The sequence below is a fragment of the Micromonospora sp. NRRL B-16802 genome (assembly GCF_001279555.1).
Classification (GTDB): Bacteria; Actinomycetota; Actinomycetes; order Mycobacteriales; family Micromonosporaceae; genus Micromonospora; species Micromonospora profundi.
This window is the reverse complement of record NZ_LGEB01000001.1, coordinates 389,714-406,415: the sequence shown is the minus strand read 5'-3', so window position 1 is coordinate 406,415 and position 16,702 is coordinate 389,714. Positions and strand designations below refer to the sequence as shown.

The 16,702-nt window shown below is 71.4% G+C and carries 14 protein-coding genes and 1 pseudogene; 11 read left to right on the top strand and 4 right to left on the bottom strand.

Going from position 1 to position 16,702, the window contains the following annotated elements; translation table 11 throughout:
• Nucleotides 1-10 precede the first annotated feature (10 nt).
• Nucleotides 11-631 carry a DedA family protein gene (locus tag ADK66_RS01925; protein WP_053651967.1) on the top strand — a complete coding sequence of 207 codons (621 nt, stop codon included), beginning with the start codon at nt 11-13 and terminating at the stop codon, nt 629-631.
• 66 nt (nt 632-697) lie between these two features.
• Here the strand turns inward: ADK66_RS01925 and ADK66_RS01920 are convergent, their stop codons facing one another.
• A complete protein-coding gene (locus ADK66_RS01920; protein WP_053651965.1) occupies nt 698-1,333 on the bottom strand; it encodes a TetR/AcrR family transcriptional regulator in 636 nt (211 codons plus the stop codon).
• Between the two features lie 68 nt (nt 1,334-1,401).
• Here ADK66_RS01920 and ADK66_RS01915 point away from each other — a divergent pair, with 68 nt between their 5' ends.
• The 3 genes from ADK66_RS01915 to ADK66_RS01905 all read left to right on the top strand — a co-directional run bounded on the left by ADK66_RS01915 (nt 1,402) and on the right by ADK66_RS01905 (nt 4,892).
• Entirely contained in the window at nt 1,402-1,854 is a 453-nt protein-coding gene (locus ADK66_RS01915) for an SCP2 sterol-binding domain-containing protein (protein ID WP_053651963.1), read from the top strand.
• A gap of 1 nt (nt 1,855) precedes the next feature.
• Nucleotides 1,856-3,070 carry an acyl-CoA dehydrogenase family protein gene (locus tag ADK66_RS01910; RefSeq protein ID WP_053651961.1) on the top strand — a complete coding sequence of 405 codons (1,215 nt, stop codon included), beginning with the start codon at nt 1,856-1,858 and terminating at the stop codon, nt 3,068-3,070.
• 259 nt (nt 3,071-3,329) lie between these two features.
• Nucleotides 3,330-4,892 carry an AMP-binding protein gene (locus ADK66_RS01905; RefSeq protein WP_053652346.1) on the top strand — a complete coding sequence of 521 codons (1,563 nt, stop codon included), beginning with the start codon at nt 3,330-3,332 and terminating at the stop codon, nt 4,890-4,892.
• A 19-nt stretch (nt 4,893-4,911) separates the two neighbouring features.
• Here ADK66_RS01905 and ADK66_RS01900 read toward each other — a convergent pair whose 3' ends face one another.
• The gene (locus ADK66_RS01900; RefSeq protein ID WP_231639877.1) at nt 4,912-5,736 is read right to left on the bottom strand and encodes an AraC family transcriptional regulator; all 825 of its coding nucleotides are present in this window, start codon (nt 5,734-5,736) and stop codon (nt 4,912-4,914) included.
• Nucleotides 5,737-5,869: 133 nt separating this feature from the next.
• Here ADK66_RS01900 and ADK66_RS01895 point away from each other — a divergent pair, with 133 nt between their 5' ends.
• The 5 genes from ADK66_RS01895 to ADK66_RS01875 are packed head-to-tail and all read left to right on the top strand — an operon-like array spanning nt 5,870 to nt 10,454.
• Nucleotides 5,870-6,874: an ABC transporter substrate-binding protein gene (locus tag ADK66_RS01895; RefSeq protein WP_053651957.1), complete on the top strand. Its 1,005-nt coding sequence runs from the start codon at nt 5,870-5,872 to the stop codon at nt 6,872-6,874.
• Nucleotides 6,871-7,686 carry a siderophore-interacting protein gene (locus ADK66_RS01890; protein WP_053651955.1) on the top strand — a complete coding sequence of 272 codons (816 nt, stop codon included), beginning with the start codon at nt 6,871-6,873 and terminating at the stop codon, nt 7,684-7,686. The genes ADK66_RS01895 and ADK66_RS01890 overlap by 4 nt, the downstream gene beginning before the upstream one ends.
• Complete coding sequence (locus ADK66_RS01885) at nt 7,676-8,665, top strand: iron ABC transporter permease (RefSeq protein ID WP_053651954.1); 990 nt, start codon at nt 7,676-7,678, stop codon at nt 8,663-8,665. The genes ADK66_RS01890 and ADK66_RS01885 overlap by 11 nt, the downstream gene beginning before the upstream one ends.
• Nucleotides 8,662-9,681, top strand: coding sequence for an iron chelate uptake ABC transporter family permease subunit (locus ADK66_RS01880; RefSeq protein ID WP_197281389.1), 1,020 nt, complete (start codon nt 8,662-8,664; stop codon nt 9,679-9,681). Before ADK66_RS01885 ends, ADK66_RS01880 begins: the two co-directional genes overlap by 4 nt.
• On the top strand, nt 9,678-10,454 hold the full coding sequence (locus tag ADK66_RS01875; protein WP_053651951.1) for an ABC transporter ATP-binding protein: 777 nt from the start codon (nt 9,678-9,680) through the stop codon (nt 10,452-10,454). The genes ADK66_RS01880 and ADK66_RS01875 overlap by 4 nt, the downstream gene beginning before the upstream one ends.
• A 59-nt stretch (nt 10,455-10,513) precedes the next feature.
• On the opposite strand, the gene purD is transcribed toward ADK66_RS01875, so the two are convergent.
• Together purD and ADK66_RS01865 are read right to left on the bottom strand one after the other, a co-directional pair.
• Complete coding sequence (gene purD / locus ADK66_RS01870; RefSeq protein ID WP_053651949.1) at nt 10,514-11,764, bottom strand: phosphoribosylamine--glycine ligase; 1,251 nt, start codon at nt 11,762-11,764, stop codon at nt 10,514-10,516.
• Between the two features lie 114 nt (nt 11,765-11,878).
• A complete protein-coding gene (locus tag ADK66_RS01865; RefSeq protein ID WP_053651947.1) occupies nt 11,879-13,168 on the bottom strand; it encodes an adenylosuccinate synthase in 1,290 nt (429 codons plus the stop codon).
• A gap of 334 nt (nt 13,169-13,502) precedes the next feature.
• On the opposite strand from ADK66_RS01865, the pseudogene ADK66_RS01860 reads away from it, so the two are divergent.
• Both ADK66_RS01860 and ADK66_RS01855 read left to right on the top strand, forming a co-directional pair.
• Nucleotides 13,503-14,369: pseudogene (locus ADK66_RS01860) on the top strand (hypothetical protein); the annotation flags it as partial.
• A 452-nt stretch (nt 14,370-14,821) separates the two neighbouring features.
• Nucleotides 14,822-16,660: a chromosome partitioning protein gene (locus ADK66_RS01855; protein ID WP_369814751.1), complete on the top strand. Its 1,839-nt coding sequence runs from the start codon at nt 14,822-14,824 to the stop codon at nt 16,658-16,660.
• Nucleotides 16,661-16,702 lie beyond the last annotated feature (42 nt).

Genomic DNA, 16,702 nt, shown 5'->3' with positions numbered 1-16,702 from the left:
GCATTGGTGCATGGAAGCCCTGCTCGACCTTCTCCGTGGGACCGTCACGTCACCGTGGGTGTACCTGGTGATCTTCGGCCTCACCGCGGTCGACGCGTTCTTCCCCGCGGTGCCGGGCGAGGCGGCGGTGATCACCGCGGCGGTGCTCGCCGCCGACGGCGGGCACCCCGATCTGACTCTGGTGATCGTCAGCGCCGCCCTCGGCGCGCTGATCGGCGACCACATCTCGTATGCCATCGGGCGGGGCGGCGGCGCGAACCGGCTGGCCCACCTACCGGATGGCAGTCGCCGGCGGGCCGGCTCCGAGTGGGCTCGCCGCGCCGTTGACAGGCGCGGCGGGATAATCCTGACCACCAGCCGGTACGTGCCCGGCGGCCGGACGGCCGTCACCCTCACCATGGGCGCGGTGCGCTATCCCCGCCGGGCGTTTCTGCTGTACGACAGCATCGCGGCGGTCACCTGGGCGCTGTACTGCGGCCTGCTCGGCTACTTCGGTGGGCTGGCCTTCGAGCGTGACCCGCTGAAGGGCGTCCTGGCCGGCATCGGGCTCTCGCTGATCGTCACGTTCGGTCTGGAAGGTGTGCGATGGCTGCGCCGTCGGGCGCGCCGCCGCGCCGCAGCCGGCCGCTGAAACCACTGCCGCCTGCCCGGTTCGGACGGGCGCGGGACCTTCTCACTCCGACGGCGCGGGACCTTCTCACTCCGGCGGCCGCCAGGTGACGCCGTGCAGGAGTTGGGCGGCGCCGAGCCAGGCCACGTTCATCATCCGGGTTGCGGTCTTCTCCGGGTCGGCCTCCGGACGGTCGGCGAGCCAGTCGGCAAGCGACTCGGTGGCCCCCACCAGCGCGTACGCGACGACTTCCAGGTCGACGGCGCCGACCTCGTGCCCCTCCGCGCGCAGCGCGTGGTCGAGCATCTCGGCGACCACCTCGACGAGCCGGGTCCGCATGGTGGCCAACTCGCCGGCGAACGGCTGCTCGCCCCGGGCCTGCCGGTAGAGCACCGCCCAGCCGTCGCGATGCGCGCCCACGAAGCCGAAGAACGCCCGCAGACCGCGCCAGAGCCGAACGTCCGCCGGCAGGTCGGGGGCGGCGGCACCGGCGATGGCCTGCATCATCCGGGTGCCCTCGCGGTGCAGACAGGCGACGAACAGCTCCTCCTTGGTCCCGAGGTACGCGTAGACCATCGGTTTGGAGATGCCTGCGTACTCCGCGATCTCGTCCATGCTGGCGTGGTGGAAGCCGCGCCGGGAGAAGACCTTCACTGCCGCGTCGAGCATCTGCTGCTCGCGGACGGCACGCGGCAGGCGCTTGAAGGCGGGAGCTGAGGACACCTTGCGAGCATACCTACTGGTGCGTAGGGTTACGCACCAGTAGGCAATCTCCCCGGAAGGCACATCTCATGACTGACTTCGACCCGGCCACCTTCGCCAACGTCGGCCCCAAGGAGTTCGCCCAGCTGGTCAAGTCCACCCCGGACGACAAGATCGCCCAGGTGATGTCCGGTGACATGCGTGGGAAGATCCTCGGCGAGGTGTTCAACCGGATGCCGTCGCTGTTCCGCGCCGACCGGGCCGGCTCCACGAACGCCGTCATCCACTGGATCGTCACCGGTCGCCCGGACGGCGGCAGCGACACCTACGAGGTGGTCATCGCCGACGGCAAGTGCCACGTGAACGAGACCCCGCAGCACGACCCGAAGCTTGCCCTCACCATGGGCCCGGTGGAGTTCCTGAAGATCGTCTCCGGTGGCGCCAACCCGGTCATGATGTTCATGACCGGCAAGCTGAAGGCGAAGGGCGACCTCGGTCTCGCCGCCAACATCGCCAACCTGTTCGACATCCCCAAGGCCTGACATGGCCGAGTTCTCGCTAGACCTGAATGAGGAACAGCGGGACCTGCGGGACTGGGTGCACGGCTTCGCCGCCGAGGTCGTGCGCCCGGCCGCCGCCGAGTGGGACGAGCGCGAGGAAACCCCGTGGCCGGTGATCCAGGAAGCCGCAAAGGTCGGCCTCTACGGCTTCGAGTTCCTCGCCACCTGCTGGGCCGATCCGACCGGGCTCTCCCTGCCGATTGCCAGCGAGGAACTCTTCTGGGGTGACGCCGGCATCGGGCTGAGCATCTTCGGCACCTCGCTCGCCGTCGCCGCCATCTACGGCGCCGGCACCCCCGACCAACTTGTCGAATGGGTGCCGCAGTGCTTCGGCGACGTCGACTCGCCGGCCGTCGCCGCGTTCTGCACGAGCGAACCGGAGGCCGGCTCCGACGTCGGCGCCATGCGCACCCGGGCCGTCTACGACGAGGCCACCGACGAGTGGGTGCTCTCCGGGCAGAAGGCGTACGCCACGAACGGCGGCATCGCCGGAGTGCACGTGGTCACCGCCTCGATCGATCCCACACTCGGCTCCCGCGGCCAGGCCGCGTTCGTCGTACCGCCCGGCACTCCCGGCCTGACCGCAACTCGCAAGCTGCGCAAACTCGGCCTCCGCGCGTCGCACACCGCCGATGTCTTCCTCGACGACGTACGGGTGCCCGGCCGATGCCTGCTCGGCGGTCGGGACGCGCTGCTGCAACGACTCGACCGGGCCCGCTCCGGACAGCGGTCCACCGGGCAGGCCGCGATGCGCACCTTCGAGCTGTCCCGACCAACCGTTGGCGCGCAGGCGCTCGGCGTGGCCCGGGCCGCCTACGAGTACGCGCTCGACTACGCCAAGGACCGCGTCCAGTTCGGTCGGCCGATCATCGAGAACCAGGCGGTGGCGTTCGCGCTCGCCGACATGCGGATGGAGATCGACGCGGCACGGCTGCTGGTCTGGCGTGCCTCCTGGATGGGCCGCAACAACCGCCCGTTCACCGCCGGTGAGGGCTCGATGTCCAAGCTCAAGGCCGGTGAGGTCGCGGTGTCGGTCACCGAGAAGGCCGTACAGTTGCTCGGCGGGGCGGGCTTCCTGCGCGACCATCCGGTGGAGCGCTGGTATCGGGACGCGAAGATCTACACCATCTTCGAGGGCACCTCAGAGATCCAGCGACTGGTAATCTCCCGCGCGATCTCCGGGATGCAGATCCGCTGACCGACGACGCCCGGGCCTGCGCCGTAATCCAGGCCGCGTCTCGAACCCGTCGGTTTCCTGGCCCGGCTCGCCTTGGCAGGGGCCGGGCCAGGAGACCGGCGCCACCACCACACGTCCCAGCCACGATGCGTGCTGCCTTCGTCACCCCACGTTGACGCCAGCTGAGCCTGCCGTCGCGCCCGGACGCATGATCAAGGAAGAAGCCGCCGGGCACAGGCAAGCAACCCGTCCGCGTACCAATCCCAAGGAGGTCTGCGGCATGGACCTGCCGTTCGTCGTTGCCACGCTGACCCGTCGTGGCCTGCTCACCCCCGGCAGGCCCGTCCGGATCGTCTCGCAGCTCAACGCGTTACGCACCTGGGGGTGGAGCCTCGCCGGCGAACTCCGCCAGGCAGCCGCCCGGGACCCGGGCCGCCCGGCGATCATCGACGAGGACGGCATCGAGCTGACCTACCGGGACCTCCTCGACCGGGCCGAGCGAACGGCCCGGTCGATGCGCGCCAGGCACGGACTGCAGCCCGGCGACCGGATCGGTGTGCTCTGCCGCAACCACCACGGGCTCATCGAGACGATAGTGGCGGCCACCCTGCTCGGCGTCGACGCCGTCCTGGTCAACACCGGGCTCTCCGCAGCCCAACTCGGCACGGTCGCCGAGGAGCAGCAGCTGCGGCTGCTGGTGCACGACGACGAATTCGCCGAGCGGGTCCTCACACTCCCCGCCGAACTGCCCCGCCTCGACGAACGCGCCCGCGAGGAACTGGTCGCCGGAGCGCTGCCTGGCGAACTGCGGCCACCGGAGCGCGACGGCCGGATCATCGTGCTCACCTCCGGCACCACAGGCACACCAAAGGGCGCCCGCCGGCCCACGCCGCACGGCTTCGGTCCGCTCGTGTCCATCATCGACCGCATCCCGCTGCACGTACGGGACCGCGTGATGATCGCCGCACCGATCTTCCACACCTGGGGATTCGCCGCCCTCCAGGTCTGCTTCGCGCTGCGGGCAACGATCGTGCTGCACCGTCGCTTCGACCCGGCCGCCACGCTCGCCGCCCTGGCGGCGCACCAGTGTGACGCCCTGTTCGCCGTACCCGTGATGGTCCAGCGGCTCATGGAGGTGCCCGCACCGGACCCGCGCCCGTCCCTCAAGGCCGTAGCGGTGAGCGGATCGGCACTGCCGGGCGGGCTCGCACCGAAGTTCATGGACGTCTACGGCGATGTCCTCTACAACCTGTACGGCTCCACCGAGGTCTCCTGGGCGTCCATCGCCGGTCCGGACGAACTGCGCCAGGCCCCCACCACGGCAGGCCGACCACCGCACGGCACCCGCGTGCAGATCCTCGACGACGACGGCCGGCCCGTGCCGCAGGGACGCGTCGGTCGAATCTTCGTCGGCAACGAGATGCTCTTCGAGGGCTACACGTCCGGCGCCAGCCGGGAGAGCCGCGACGGTCTGCTCGACACCGGTGACCTCGGCCGACTCAACGCCGACGGGCTGCTCTTCGTCGACGGCCGGGCCGACGACATGATCGTCTCCGGGGGCGAGAACGTCTTCCCGTCCGAGGTGGAGGACCTGCTCGCCGGGCTCCCGCAGGTACGCGAGGCGGCAGTGATCGGCGTGCCCGACCCCGAGTACGGTCAACGGCTCGCCGCGTTCCTCGCCCTGCACCCCGGCGAGACACTCGACTCCGACGCGGTCCGCGAGTACGTCCGGCGCTACCTGGCCCGTTTCTCCGTACCCAGGGACGTGGTCTACGTGAAATACCTGCCCCGCAACGCCACCGGCAAGGTGCTCACCCGGGAACTACGCCGCTACGTCAGCTGACGGTTGAAGGACCGATGGGTCACCGCCCTGAGCGCGGCGAGGGAGCGGGCGCGTCGCCGTGGGTTCTCGCGGCGGCGCGACCCGGCGTGTAGCCGTACTCGCGGGCGAAGGCGGCGATGAAGGCGGACGGGCTCGCGTATCCGATGCGGTGCGCAACCTCGCCGACCGGCATGGCCTCCAGCAGTGCCAGCGCCGCACGCAGGCGCAGCCTGGTCCGCCATCGGGTGTACGGCATGCCGAACTCGCGGACGAAGTCACGTTGCAGCGTCTTGACGCTGACGTGCAGGCGTTCGGCCCATTCGTCGAGTCGGGTGGGGTCACCGGGATCGTGGGCCAACGCCATGGCGACCGACACCGCAACGCCCGAACCAGCGGACTGCCGGTCGTTGCCCGGTTGGGCGAGGGGCGTGAGCCCGGCCATGATGCGACTGCGAGCCGCTGGCGCGTCACACTCGTCGTACTCCCGGACGGCGAGGGCCAGGACGAGCCGTGCGGCGTCGGCGTCGATGGCGGCGACCCCGGCCCGCAGCCCGTTGAGGGCGTCGGGCACCTCGCGCAGGCAGATCCGATAGATGGTCTGCCGGTCCGCCGCGTGGACCTCGTGGGTCACCGCGCGGTGGACCCAGAAGACCTCGTCCGGGCCGATGAAAGTGGTGTGCCTGTCGTGCCGGGCGGAGAGCAGACCGTCGGGCGACCAGTAGAACTGGTGCAGGAAGTCGTCCCGGTTCTCGCCGAACGCCAGGCGGGTCATCGACCGGTACTTCAGGACGAGGATGCCGTCGGGGCGGCCGAGGCCGTAGCCGAACTCCTCGCAGCTGACGGGATCAGCCGCGCGAAGGCCCACTTCGGCCAAGCTCTGACCTCTCCGCGACATGGGATGACCTCTCGTCGACATTTTGGAGTCAGAGGTAAGGCTAGCCTAAGCTCCGCAGCCCACCGGGGTTGCACCCCCTCTGAGCACGGCAAAGGACCACTCGATGTCCGTACGACAGCATTGGCGGCTGACCGTCGCCGCAACCGTGGCGCTCGTCGCGGTGACCGGTTGCGGATCGAGCGACGCCGATACCACCGCCACGTCCGACGGTGGTTCCGGCACCCGCGTCTTCTCCGCCGACAACGGCGACATCACCATTCCGGTCGACCCGAAGCGCGTCGTCGCCACCGGCTACGCGGTGCCGGCCCTCATCGAGGCGGACGCCGCCCTGGTGGGGATCTCGACGTGGAAGCGCGGCCTGCCGATGATGACCGAACAGGACCGCGCCACCTATGACCGGTTGGCCAAGGTGGCCGGCGAGATGGCTGCCGAGACCAACTACGAGGCCATCGCCGCCGCCAAGCCGGACGTCATCGTGATCGGCGTTCCGAAGCCCGTCCTGGCCGACATCGACATGAAGCGGCTCGAAAGCATCGCTCCCGTCGTCGCGATCGGCCCCGGACTGCCGGACGGCTGGCGCGAGGTCTCCCGCAAGCAGGCCGACGCCGCCGGCCGCGCGGCGCACTTCCAGACGACCAAGGAGGCGTACGAGAAGAAGGCGGGGGAACTCAAGGAGAAGTACGGCAGCGCGCTGACCAGCCTGAAGTTCGGACACCTGGGTGCCTACGGCGAGGTCGCCAAGGGCAACTTCCACCGCGAGTTCGCCAAGTCGTGGGGCACCAACATCTCCCAGGACATCGGGGTGAACTACTACGGCGCGGTCAAGGAGAAGGCCGGGGGCGCACTCGACGTGACGGAGTATCCCGCGCTCGAGGAACTGCCGGAGAGCTTTGGCGAGGCCGACGCCATCACGTACACACTTGAGGCCGACGGCACCCCGGGCGAGGGAGTGAAGCAGGTCCTCGACTCCGCGCTCTGGAAGAACCTGCCCGCAGTCAAGGCAGGTCGGGTCTTCCCGCTGGCGTACACCGAGGCAGCGACGTACGAGTCCGCCCTCAGGACCCTCGAAGCCATCGACACGGCGTTCGCGCCGCTGCTCACCCGATGAGCGTCGACCGTCACGACCCCGCAGGGCGGGTCGCCGCCCACCACCGTGCCGGCACCGGCGTGGCCCGGATCGGCTACCCGATCGGGCTGCGGCGCGTCCGGGTCGTCGCCCGGCAGCAGGTGACCCCGCGCATGCTGCGGCTGACCCTCGGCGGCCCGACCCTCGCCGGGTTCCACACCTACCAGGCCGACGACCATGTCGCGATCGTCTTCCCTGATCCGGACGGTACCCGTCGCGACCCCGTCCCGAACGCGCAGCAGATGCTCGACTGGCCACGGCCGCTGCCGACCGCCCGCAAGTACACCATCCGCCGGTACGACGCCGCCGCCGGTGAGCTCGACCTGGACTTCGTGCTGCACGACGGCGGCGTCGCCTCGACCTGGGCGGCCTCGGCGGCGGTCGGTGACGAGGTGACGGTCGCCGGCCCGCCCGGGGCGAAGGCGTTCCCGCACCACTACGACCACTACGTGTTCGCGGTCGACGGCACCGCCCTGCCGGCGGTCGGCCGGTGGCTGGAGGAGGCCCCGGCCGACGTGTCGGCCCACGTGGTGGCCGAGGTCGACGACGCGGCCGAGCGGGGCTACCCGCTGGCACGACGTGACGGGGTCACGGTGACCTGGCTGGTACGCGACGGCGACCAGTCGACACTGGCCGAGACGGTGCGGTCGCTGCCCCTGCCGGCGGGGCGGACGTTCCTCTTCGCGGCCGGCGAGGCAACCGACATCAAGCCGCTGCGCACCTGGAGCCAGGACCGCGTTACCGCGCTGATCACCGGTTACTGGAAACGCGGGATCGCCGGGCTTGAAGACTGACCTGTCCCGACGCGCGACCCTCCTGCTCGTCTCCGCCGCGCTGCTCGTCGTCGCGGCCGGCGCGAGCATGACCGTGGGTGCCCGTTCCGTCGCGGTGGTCGAGGTCTGGCGGGCCCTCACCGACTTCGCCGGCACCGCCGACCACCTCGTCGTACGCGACATCCGGCTGCCCCGCACGATCCTCGGCGTCTGCGTCGGCGCCGCCCTCGGCGCGGCCGGCGTACTGATCCAGACGCTGACCCGCAACCCGCTGGCCGAGCCTGGCATCCTCGGCGTGACCGCGGGAGCGGGCTTCGCGATCAACCTGGGTGTCCTGGGGGGCGTTGCCGGATCGCAGGCTGGGCAACTCGGGCTCGCGGTGGCCGGTGCCGCCCTCGCCGCAGTCGCGGTCTACGCCGTCGGGCGGGTCTCACCGCTGCGCCTGGTCCTGGCCGGCGTCGCGCTGGGCTGGGTCCTGATGGGCGTGTCGCTCGGTCTGCGGCTGACCTTCCCCGACGTCTTCGACCGGTTCCGGTTCTGGTCGGTCGGGGCGCTGGCTGGCACTGAGCAGATGCCGTTGCTGCTGCCCGTGCTGGTGACCGTGGTCGCCCTGGTCGCTGCGATGGCCACGACCGGGCCGCTGAACGCGCTGACCCTCGGCGAGGACGTCGCCCACGCGCTCGGTGCCCACGTGACGCGGATCCGGATCACCGTCCTGGTTCTCGTCACCGTGCTCACCGGTGTCGCTACCGCCGTCGCCGGGCCGATCGCGTTCGTCGGCCTCATGGTGCCGCACCTGGCGCGGCGGCTGGCGGTCGACTCGATTCCGTGGATCATGGCCTACTCGATGCTGCTCGGGCCGGTCCTGCTGCTCGTCGCCGATATCGGCTCCCGGATCCTGCTGCCCACCGGCGAGGTCCCGGTGTCGATCGTCACGGCGTTCCTGGGCGGCCCGGTGCTGATCTGGGCCGTCCGCCGCTACGGGGCGGCGGAGCTGTGAGCACACTGACGCTGCGGGCGGGCCCGGTCGTGGTCCAGGTCGAACGGCGTACGGCCGTCGTGTCGTCGCTGCTCGTCGTGGTCGCGGCAGGCCTCGCCCTACTGGGCCTCTGTCACGGGCAGGACTGGGCCACCCCGGCGGAGGTGTTCACAGCCCTGACCGGGGGCGGCGAATCGGGCTTCGTGATCAGGGAGTGGCGACTGCCCCGGGTGGCGGCCGCGCTGGTCTTCGGCGCTTCCCTGGGACTCGCCGGGGCGATCTTCCAGAACCTGACCCGCAACGCGTTGGGCAGCCCAGACGTCATCGGCCTCGACGCAGGCGCGTACACGGGTGCGCTGGTGGCGATCACGCTGCTGAACGGCACCGCCGGGCAACTCGCGGCGGGCTCGGTGGCGGGCGGGCTGCTGGCCGCCGCAGTCGTCTACCTGCTGTCGCTGGACTCCGGGCTCAGCGGCCTGCGATTGGTCGTCGTCGGGATCGCCGTCAACGCGATGCTCACCGCGTTCAATTCCTGGATCGTGCTGCGAGCCGAGATCGACGTGGCACTCGCCGCCACCGGGTGGAACGCCGGCTCACTCAACGGGGTCGACTGGGCCGAGGTCCGGTTGCCCTTCGCCGTCATCGGCGTGTTCGTGCTGCTGCTCCTCGTGATCTCCCACCCCGTACACCAGGCGGCGCTGGGCGACGAGATCGCCCGCACCAGCGGCGTACGGCTGGGTCGACTGCGGCTGCTGATGGTCCTGGCCGGCGTGGGCTGCACCGCCACCGTGACCGCGGTCGCCGGGCCGGTCGTGTTCGTCGCCCTCGCGGCGCCCCAGATCGGCCGGCGGCTGGCACGGGCCGCGGGCGTGCCCCTCGTGCCGGCGGCGCTGACGGGCGCGGTGCTGCTGCTCATCGCCGATCTCATCGCGCAACTGCTGCTGGCGCCGGTCGCCCTGCCGGTCGGTGTCGTCACCACGGCGATCGGCGGCTGCTATCTCATCTGGTTGTTGAGCATGGAGGTGAAACGACGGTGAGCAGCCGCCTGACCGCACAGGACGTCACGCTCAGCTACGGCGAACGGGTGGTGTCGACGCGAGTGAGCCTGGCCGTGCCGGACGGCTCGTTCACGGCCATCGTCGGACCCAACGCGTGCGGAAAGTCGACGTTGCTGAAGGCTTTCGTCCGACTGCTCACACCGTCGTCGGGAACGGTCCACCTCGACGGCCGGGACGTCGCCGACCACCGGCCGAAGCGGTTCGCCCGCCAGGTCGGGTTCCTGCCGCAGGGCCTGGTCGCCCCCGAGAACATCATCGTCCGACGGCTCGTCGCCCGGGGCCGTTACCCGCACCAGTCCCTGCTCGGCACGGGGTCGACCGCCGACGAGGACGCAGTCCGCTCGGCCATGGCCGTGGCCGGGGTCGCGGACCTTGCCGAGCGGCCCGTCGAGGAGCTGTCCGGAGGGCAGCGGCAACGGGTCTGGATCGCGATGGTGCTGGCGCAGGAGACGCCTTACCTGCTGCTCGACGAGCCCACCACGTTCCTCGACATCACCCACCAGTACGAACTGCTGGCGCTCTTCGCACGGCTGCGCGACGAGGGCCGCACGATCGTCGCGGTCCTGCACGACATCAACCAGGCGTGCCGCTTCGCCGATCACATCGTGGCGATGAAGGACGGCCGGGTCGTCACACAGGGGCCGCCCTCCGACGTGGTGGACGCGGCCCTCATGGGGGAGGTCTTCGGCCTGCCGAGCTTGGTGATGCCGAACCCGGCCACCGGCACGCCCATGGTGGTCCCGACCGTCTGAATCGGCGACCCCGTACCCCTGATCGCACCGGTCAACGGGCGGGAGTGGTTGCCCCGGGTTCAGCCGGGAATCGTGATCCGGCCGTTGAGCGCGGCGGCGGCGATGTCCGTACGGTGCTGCGAGCCGGCCAGCTCCACCCCGTCCACCAGCGCGTACGCCGCGTCCCGGGCGGCGGCCAGGTCGGTGCCGGTTGCCGTACCGCAGAGGACCCGGCCACCGGCGGACAGCAACGCGCCGTCGCTGGCCCGGCGGGTGGTCCCCGCGTGGATGATGCCCGGACGGTCCGCGCCGGTGATCACGTCACCGGTGCGCGGCGCCGCCGGGTAGCCCTGCGCGGCGACCACCACTGTGACCGCGGCGCCGTCCCGCCACCGGAGCGGCGGATGCGCGGCAAGCGTGCCGGTCGCCGCAGCGTGCAGCAGCCCGCCCAGCGGGGACTCCAGCAGCGCGAGCACCACCTGGGTCTCCGGGTCGCCGAAGCGGGCGTTGAACTCGATCACACGAGGGCCTGCGGCGGTGATCGCCAGCCCGACGTAGAGCAGACCGGCGAACGGCGTGCCCCGCCGGCGCATCTCGGCCAGGGTCGGGTGGACCACGTCGCGCATGACCTCGTCGACAAGGCCGGGCGGTGACCACGGCAGCGGTGCGTACGCGCCCATGCCGCCGGTGTTCGGGCCGGTGTCGCCGTCACCGATCCGCTTGAAGTCCTGTGCCGGCAGCAGCGGCAGAGCCGCCTCCCCGTCGGTGACCACGAAGAGGCTTACCTCCGGACCGTCGAGGAACTCCTCGACCACGACCCGGCCGCACTCCTGAGCGTGCGCCAGGGCGGCGGCCCGGTCATCGGTCACCACCACGCCCTTGCCGGCGGCGAGCCCGTCGTTCTTCACCACGTACGGTGCGCCGAACTCGTCAAGCGCGCGGCCGGTGCTCTCCGGGTCGGTGCAGGTGTACGCCCGCGCGGTGGGCACACCGGCGGCCGTCATCACGTCCTTGGCGAAGGTCTTGGAGCCCTCCAACTGGGCGGCCTCGCCCGAGGGGCCGAAAGCGGCGATGCCCTTGGCGCGTACCGCGTCGGCGACACCGGCGACCAGCGGCGCCTCCGGCCCGATCACCACCAGGTCAGCCGCGGTCTCCACGGCGAGCGCCGCCACCGCGGCCGGATCCGTCGCGGTCACCTCCCGCAGCTCAGCCACCTCAGCGATACCGGGGTTACCCGGTGCCGCGATCAGCGCGGAAACAGCCGGATCGGAAGCCAACCCGAGCGCGAGAGCGTGCTCCCGCCCACCACCACCCACCAAAAGAACGCGCACGCCCGAGATCCTACTGTCCCCCGCACCGACCTCTGTTGATCATGAGGTTGACGGGTTCCACGGTGATCCACCGGCCCGCCAACCTCATGATCAATGCAGACGATCTGTGCGGGATCAGGGCAGGAGGGGGTGGAGGAGGACGTTTTCTTCTCGGCCCGGGCCCACGCCCACCACGCTCACCCTGGTGTTGCAGAGTTCCTCTACCCGGGCGATGTAGCGGCGGGCGTTCTCCGGGAGGTCTTCGGCGGTGCGGGCCTTGGTGATGTCCTCCCACCAGCCGTCGAGCTCCTCGTACACCGGCTTGGCGTGGTGGAAGTCCGTCTGGCTCATCGGCATGTCGTCGACCCGTACGCCGTTGATCTCATAGCCGACGCAGATCGGCACCTTGGGCAGCCCGGTGAGCACGTCGAGCTTGGTGATGACCAGGTCGGTGACACCGTTGAGGCGGCACGCGTACCGGGCCACCACGGCGTCGAACCAGCCGCACCGGCGCTCCCGGCCAGTGGTGGTGCCGTACTCGCCGCCGACCTTGAGCAGGTGCTGGCCGTTCTCGTCGAAGATCTCGGTCGGGAAGGGCCCGGAGCCGACCCGGGTGGTGTACGCCTTGCTCACGGCGATCACCTTGTTGATCGCGGTGGGCGGGATGCCGGCGCCAACGCAGGCGCCGCCGGCGGTCGGGTTGGACGACGTCACGAAGGGGTACGTGCCGTGGTCCATGTCCAGCATGGTGGCCTGGGCGCCTTCCAGCAGCACCGTCTCGCCCCGGTCCAGGGCGTCCCAGAGCATGGCCCGGGTCTCGGCGATGTACGGCTTGAGTCGCTCCGCGTACTCCAGGTACTCCTCGACCGTGGCTTCCAGGTCGATCGCCTTGCGGTTGTAGACCTTGAACAGCATCTGGTTCTTCTCGCGCAGCGCGAGTTCCAGCTTCTTGCGCAGGATCCCCGGGTCGAGCAGGTCCTGGAGTCGGATGCCCATGCGGGCGACCTTGTCGCCGTACGCCGGGCCGATGCCCCGCCCGGTGGTGCCGATGCGGGACGAGCCGAGGTAACGCTCGACCACCCGGTCCAACGCCCGGTGGTGCGGCATGATGAGGTGCGCGTCACCCGAGATCCGCAGTCGGGACACGTCGACGCCGCGCTCGGCCAGGCCGTCGATCTCGGCGAGCAGCACCTTCGGATCGACCACCACACCGTTGCCGATGACGATCATCGCGTTCGGCGAGAGCGCACCGGACGGCATCAGGTGCAACGCGTACTTCTGGCCGTCCGGGGTGATCACCGTGTGGCCTGCGTTGTTGCCGCCGGAGTAGCGCACGACGTAGTCGACCCGCTCACCGAGCAGGTCGGTAACCTTGCCCTTGCCCTCGTCGCCCCACTGAGCGCCGAGGAGCACGATCGCTGGCATCTTTTCCGCCTCCAGAAGGCTCGGGTGCCAGGTGGCGACCGGTTGGCGAGCCCGGGGTGTCAGGTTAACAAGTAGTGACGGCGCGACCGGCAGGGGTCGCGGCGAGAGTCAGGAGGCCTCCGTGTACGACGTGGTGCTGCTCACCCTCGGTTCGGAGCGGGACGCTCCCGGGGGCTGCGGCAGCGGCGGAGCCTGCTGCGGTGGCACAACCGAAACCGGCGCACAATCACCAGCCGAAACCGAGGCCGGCACCGACTCGTGTGCCGACGCTCCGGCCGAGGCCGGGAATGGCAAGGGTGGGCAGGGCACCGCCGACGGGTGCTCCACGGATCGGCCGCGGGTGCCGGTGCTTGCCTGCGCGGACGCGCTGACCGCCCGAGGTGCCCGTGTGCAGACCGTCACGGCCCGCTCGGACGCCGAGATCGACGCGGTGCTGGCACAACTCGACGGTCCGGTCCGCCAGGACGGCCTCACCTGGCCCGATTCGGACAGCAAGACCCGGCTGGTCGTCGCCACGGCGAGCGACGCGCAGTTGCGCGCCGTCCTGCGCCGGATGGTTCGCCGGTACGCGCCACCGCCGAGCCGTCGCCCAGCGGACCTGCCCGGCGACCGGACGCTGCCCGACCTGCCGCCGGTTGCCGTACTCCCGCTCGACCCGGCCCGTGGTGGCACCCACCGTGACCTGGCCGCGCAGCTCGGGTTGCCCCGCGACCCGGCTGCCGTGGCCGTCGCCGTGCTGGACGGCACGCCACGCCGGCTGGACCTGCTGCGCAACGACGGCGGCTCGGTGACCCTGGACGGCGCCCTGCTCGGCGCCGCCGACGACGCGGGCCGTCCGCTGCACTGGCGGGCCCGGGTGGAGGTGGACGACGCCATCCTGTCCAACGGCGAGGAGCCGTTGCTGGCGTGCGCGATCGGCAACGCCGGCGGGTACGCGTCGCTCGACGACGTGACGTTGCTTCCCGCGCCGGACCCGGGCGACGGCCAGGTCGAGGTCGCGGTGGCCGTCCCGGTGGTCGTCCGCTCGACGTTCGGTCGCAAGCGGGTACGCCTGGAGGTGCGCCGGGCTCGCGGCCGGGCCGTGTCGGTGGTGCCCCGGGAGGGCAAGGTCCCCTACCTGGACGACGGTGTCGAGGGCGAGTTGACCCGCAAGCGTTCCTGGTGGATCGAGCCGGGCGCCTGGGCGGTCTGGGTGAGCTGACCCTGGCTGCGCCACGCGGCCGACGCGTGTCGATGGGCCTATCCTCGCAGGAGGACTGGGGAGGAACCGTAATGGACAAGAACGCCGACCGGGCTCAGGTGCCCGGCCAGCAGCCGGTGCCGGAGCGGGACATCGAACCACTCTGGCCTCCGGATCCCGCCGGCCGGGGCGCGGATGTGGTGCCACCGTGGGCGGCGGTCGCCGAAAAGCGGGGCGAACCGGCTCCCACGCCGCCGGCGGCCGTTACACCGCCTGTGGCCGCGCCACCGATCGGCCGCCCACCGGTCCCGGGGCAGCCCGGGGCCACGCCCCTGCCGCCACCGTCGCCGTCGGACTACCCGTCGCTGAGTGGCGCGGTGCCGCCGCCGACCGGCTGGGGAGCCGCCGGCCCGTCCGGCGCGGGTTCGGGCTGGGCTCCGGCGCAGCCGAGTTGGCCACCGGCAGAGCCGCCGGTGCCGCCCGTGTCGTCGACGCCGTCGTCGGGCTCACCGACGAACGCCGACACTCCGACGGGACCAGCAGCCACACATGTCGGCCCGCCGAACGGCGTGACCGTCAGCCCGACCGAAGCAGCGGGCACGGGCACGCCGGGTGCGAGCGACGCGGCGGGCACCAGCACGCCGAACGCGACCCACGCGGCGGGCACCGCGTTCGGGGCCCCGCAGCCCGGCGGCAGGGGTTCGGCGTCCGTTCCCGCCACGCCGGTCACGCCGGGCGGCGTCGACCTGGACCAGCCGTTCTCCCTGGACCGCCCCCCGGTGACCCCCACCGTTACGCCGGAAGCAACGACCGGACCCGCCGTCGCCGGGCCGACAACTCCCACGACAGGCGAACCGGCGGACGGTCCAGTGGCCGACGGCAAGCCGGCACCGCAGGCCGGATCAGGGAACGGTAGCGACGTCGGGGGGAACGGCACCGCCGTCGGGACGGCGCGGCCGGCCACCGAGTCGCCGTGGGCGTACCCGCCGCAGCGGCCTGCCAACTCGACCCCGTCGGCGCACGACGAGGCCACCACCGCGATACCTCCGATCCCCGCCCCGCCCGTCCCGCAGACACCACAGGCCGGTGGTCCGGCCGCCGGAGCTGGGCAGACGTACGCCGGTCAGGCCTACTCCGGTCAGGCGTACCCGATTCCCGGCCAGGTCGGCCCGGCGCCGGTCCCGCCGCCACCCGACCCGCAGCAGGCGGGCGCTGCGGCTGCGCCTCCGGGCCCCTTCCCGCCGTCACCGGGCTGGTATCCGCCGCCCTGGCAGCAGGGCACGGCTGCGGCTCCACCGCCGCCGCAGTCGTACCAGGAGACCGATCCGGTGGCCAGGGTCCCGGCCGCCGGCTACCAGGACGCCACCTGGACGCCGGAGACCACTGCGGCACCGACCGCCGAGGATTTCGCCCGGCGTCGGCAGGTCCGGCCCGCCGACCCGGTGGCCACAATGGGTGTACGAGCGGTGGTCAACAAGATCGGTCTGGTTCGGCTCTCGCCGGGGCGGCACGAGCAGGAACTGAAGCGGGACATCGAGATGGTGCGCCGCAACTTCGGCGGGCTGCGGCAGGTGACGGTCGTCAACCCGAAGGGCGGCGCCGGCAAGACGGTGGCCATCCTGCTGCTCGCCATGACGTTCGGTCAGAAGCGCGGCGGGTACGTGCTGGCCTGGGACAACAACGAGACCCAGGGCACCCTCGGGATGCGGGCCCAGCAGGATTTCCACTCCCGCACCGTGCGGGACATGCTGCGTGACCTCGGGCAGTTCCAGGGCGCGCACGGGCGGGTCGGTGACCTCTCGCAGTACGTCCGTTCGCAGGGCGAGGGGATGTTCGACGTGCTCGCGTCGGACGAGTCGGCGACCGGCGGCGAGATGCTCACGGCGGCGGCGTTCGCCGAGATCCGCGAGGTGGTCAGCCGGTTCTACAAGTTGATTTTCGTGGACACCGGGAACAACGTCCGGGCGCAGAACTGGCAGGCCTCGATGGATGCCACCGACCAGCTCGTGGTCACCATGTCCGCCCGTAACGACTCGGCCGAGACCGCCGCCCGGATGCTCGACCACCTGGAGCAGAGCGGCCGGCAGCGGCTGGTCCGGCAGGCGGTGACTGTCGTGTCGATGCCGCCGTCGCGCAAGGAGATCGACCTGCCGGCCATCCAGGAGCACTTCGCGGCGCGGACCCGGGCGGTGCTGCTCGCCCCGTACGAGCGGCTTATCGACAGCGGCGAGCCGATCCGGTACGGAGGGCTGTCCTCGGCCACCCGGGACGCCTGGCTGAAGATCGCCGCCGCGGTCGCCGAAGGGTTGTAGCCCACCGAAGGCCGGCCCGGTGTCGGGCCGGCCTTCGGACCT

What these genes read in the sequence shown, in the direction of transcription:
- ADK66_RS01910 (WP_053651961.1), top strand. Translation starts at nt 1,856, where the DNA reads ATGGCCGAGTTCTCGCTAGACCTGAATGAGGAACAGCGGGACCTGCGG.
- ADK66_RS01925 (WP_053651967.1), top strand. Translation starts at nt 11, where the DNA reads ATGGAAGCCCTGCTCGACCTTCTCCGTGGGACCGTCACGTCACCGTGG.
- ADK66_RS01895 (WP_053651957.1), top strand. Translation starts at nt 5,870, where the DNA reads ATGTCCGTACGACAGCATTGGCGGCTGACCGTCGCCGCAACCGTGGCG.
- ADK66_RS01905 (WP_053652346.1), top strand. Translation starts at nt 3,330, where the DNA reads ATGGACCTGCCGTTCGTCGTTGCCACGCTGACCCGTCGTGGCCTGCTC.
- ADK66_RS01915 (WP_053651963.1), top strand. Translation starts at nt 1,402, where the DNA reads ATGACTGACTTCGACCCGGCCACCTTCGCCAACGTCGGCCCCAAGGAG.
- ADK66_RS01890 (WP_053651955.1), top strand. Translation starts at nt 6,871, where the DNA reads ATGAGCGTCGACCGTCACGACCCCGCAGGGCGGGTCGCCGCCCACCAC.
- ADK66_RS01865 (WP_053651947.1), bottom strand. Translation starts at nt 13,168, where the DNA reads ATGCCAGCGATCGTGCTCCTCGGCGCTCAGTGGGGCGACGAGGGCAAG.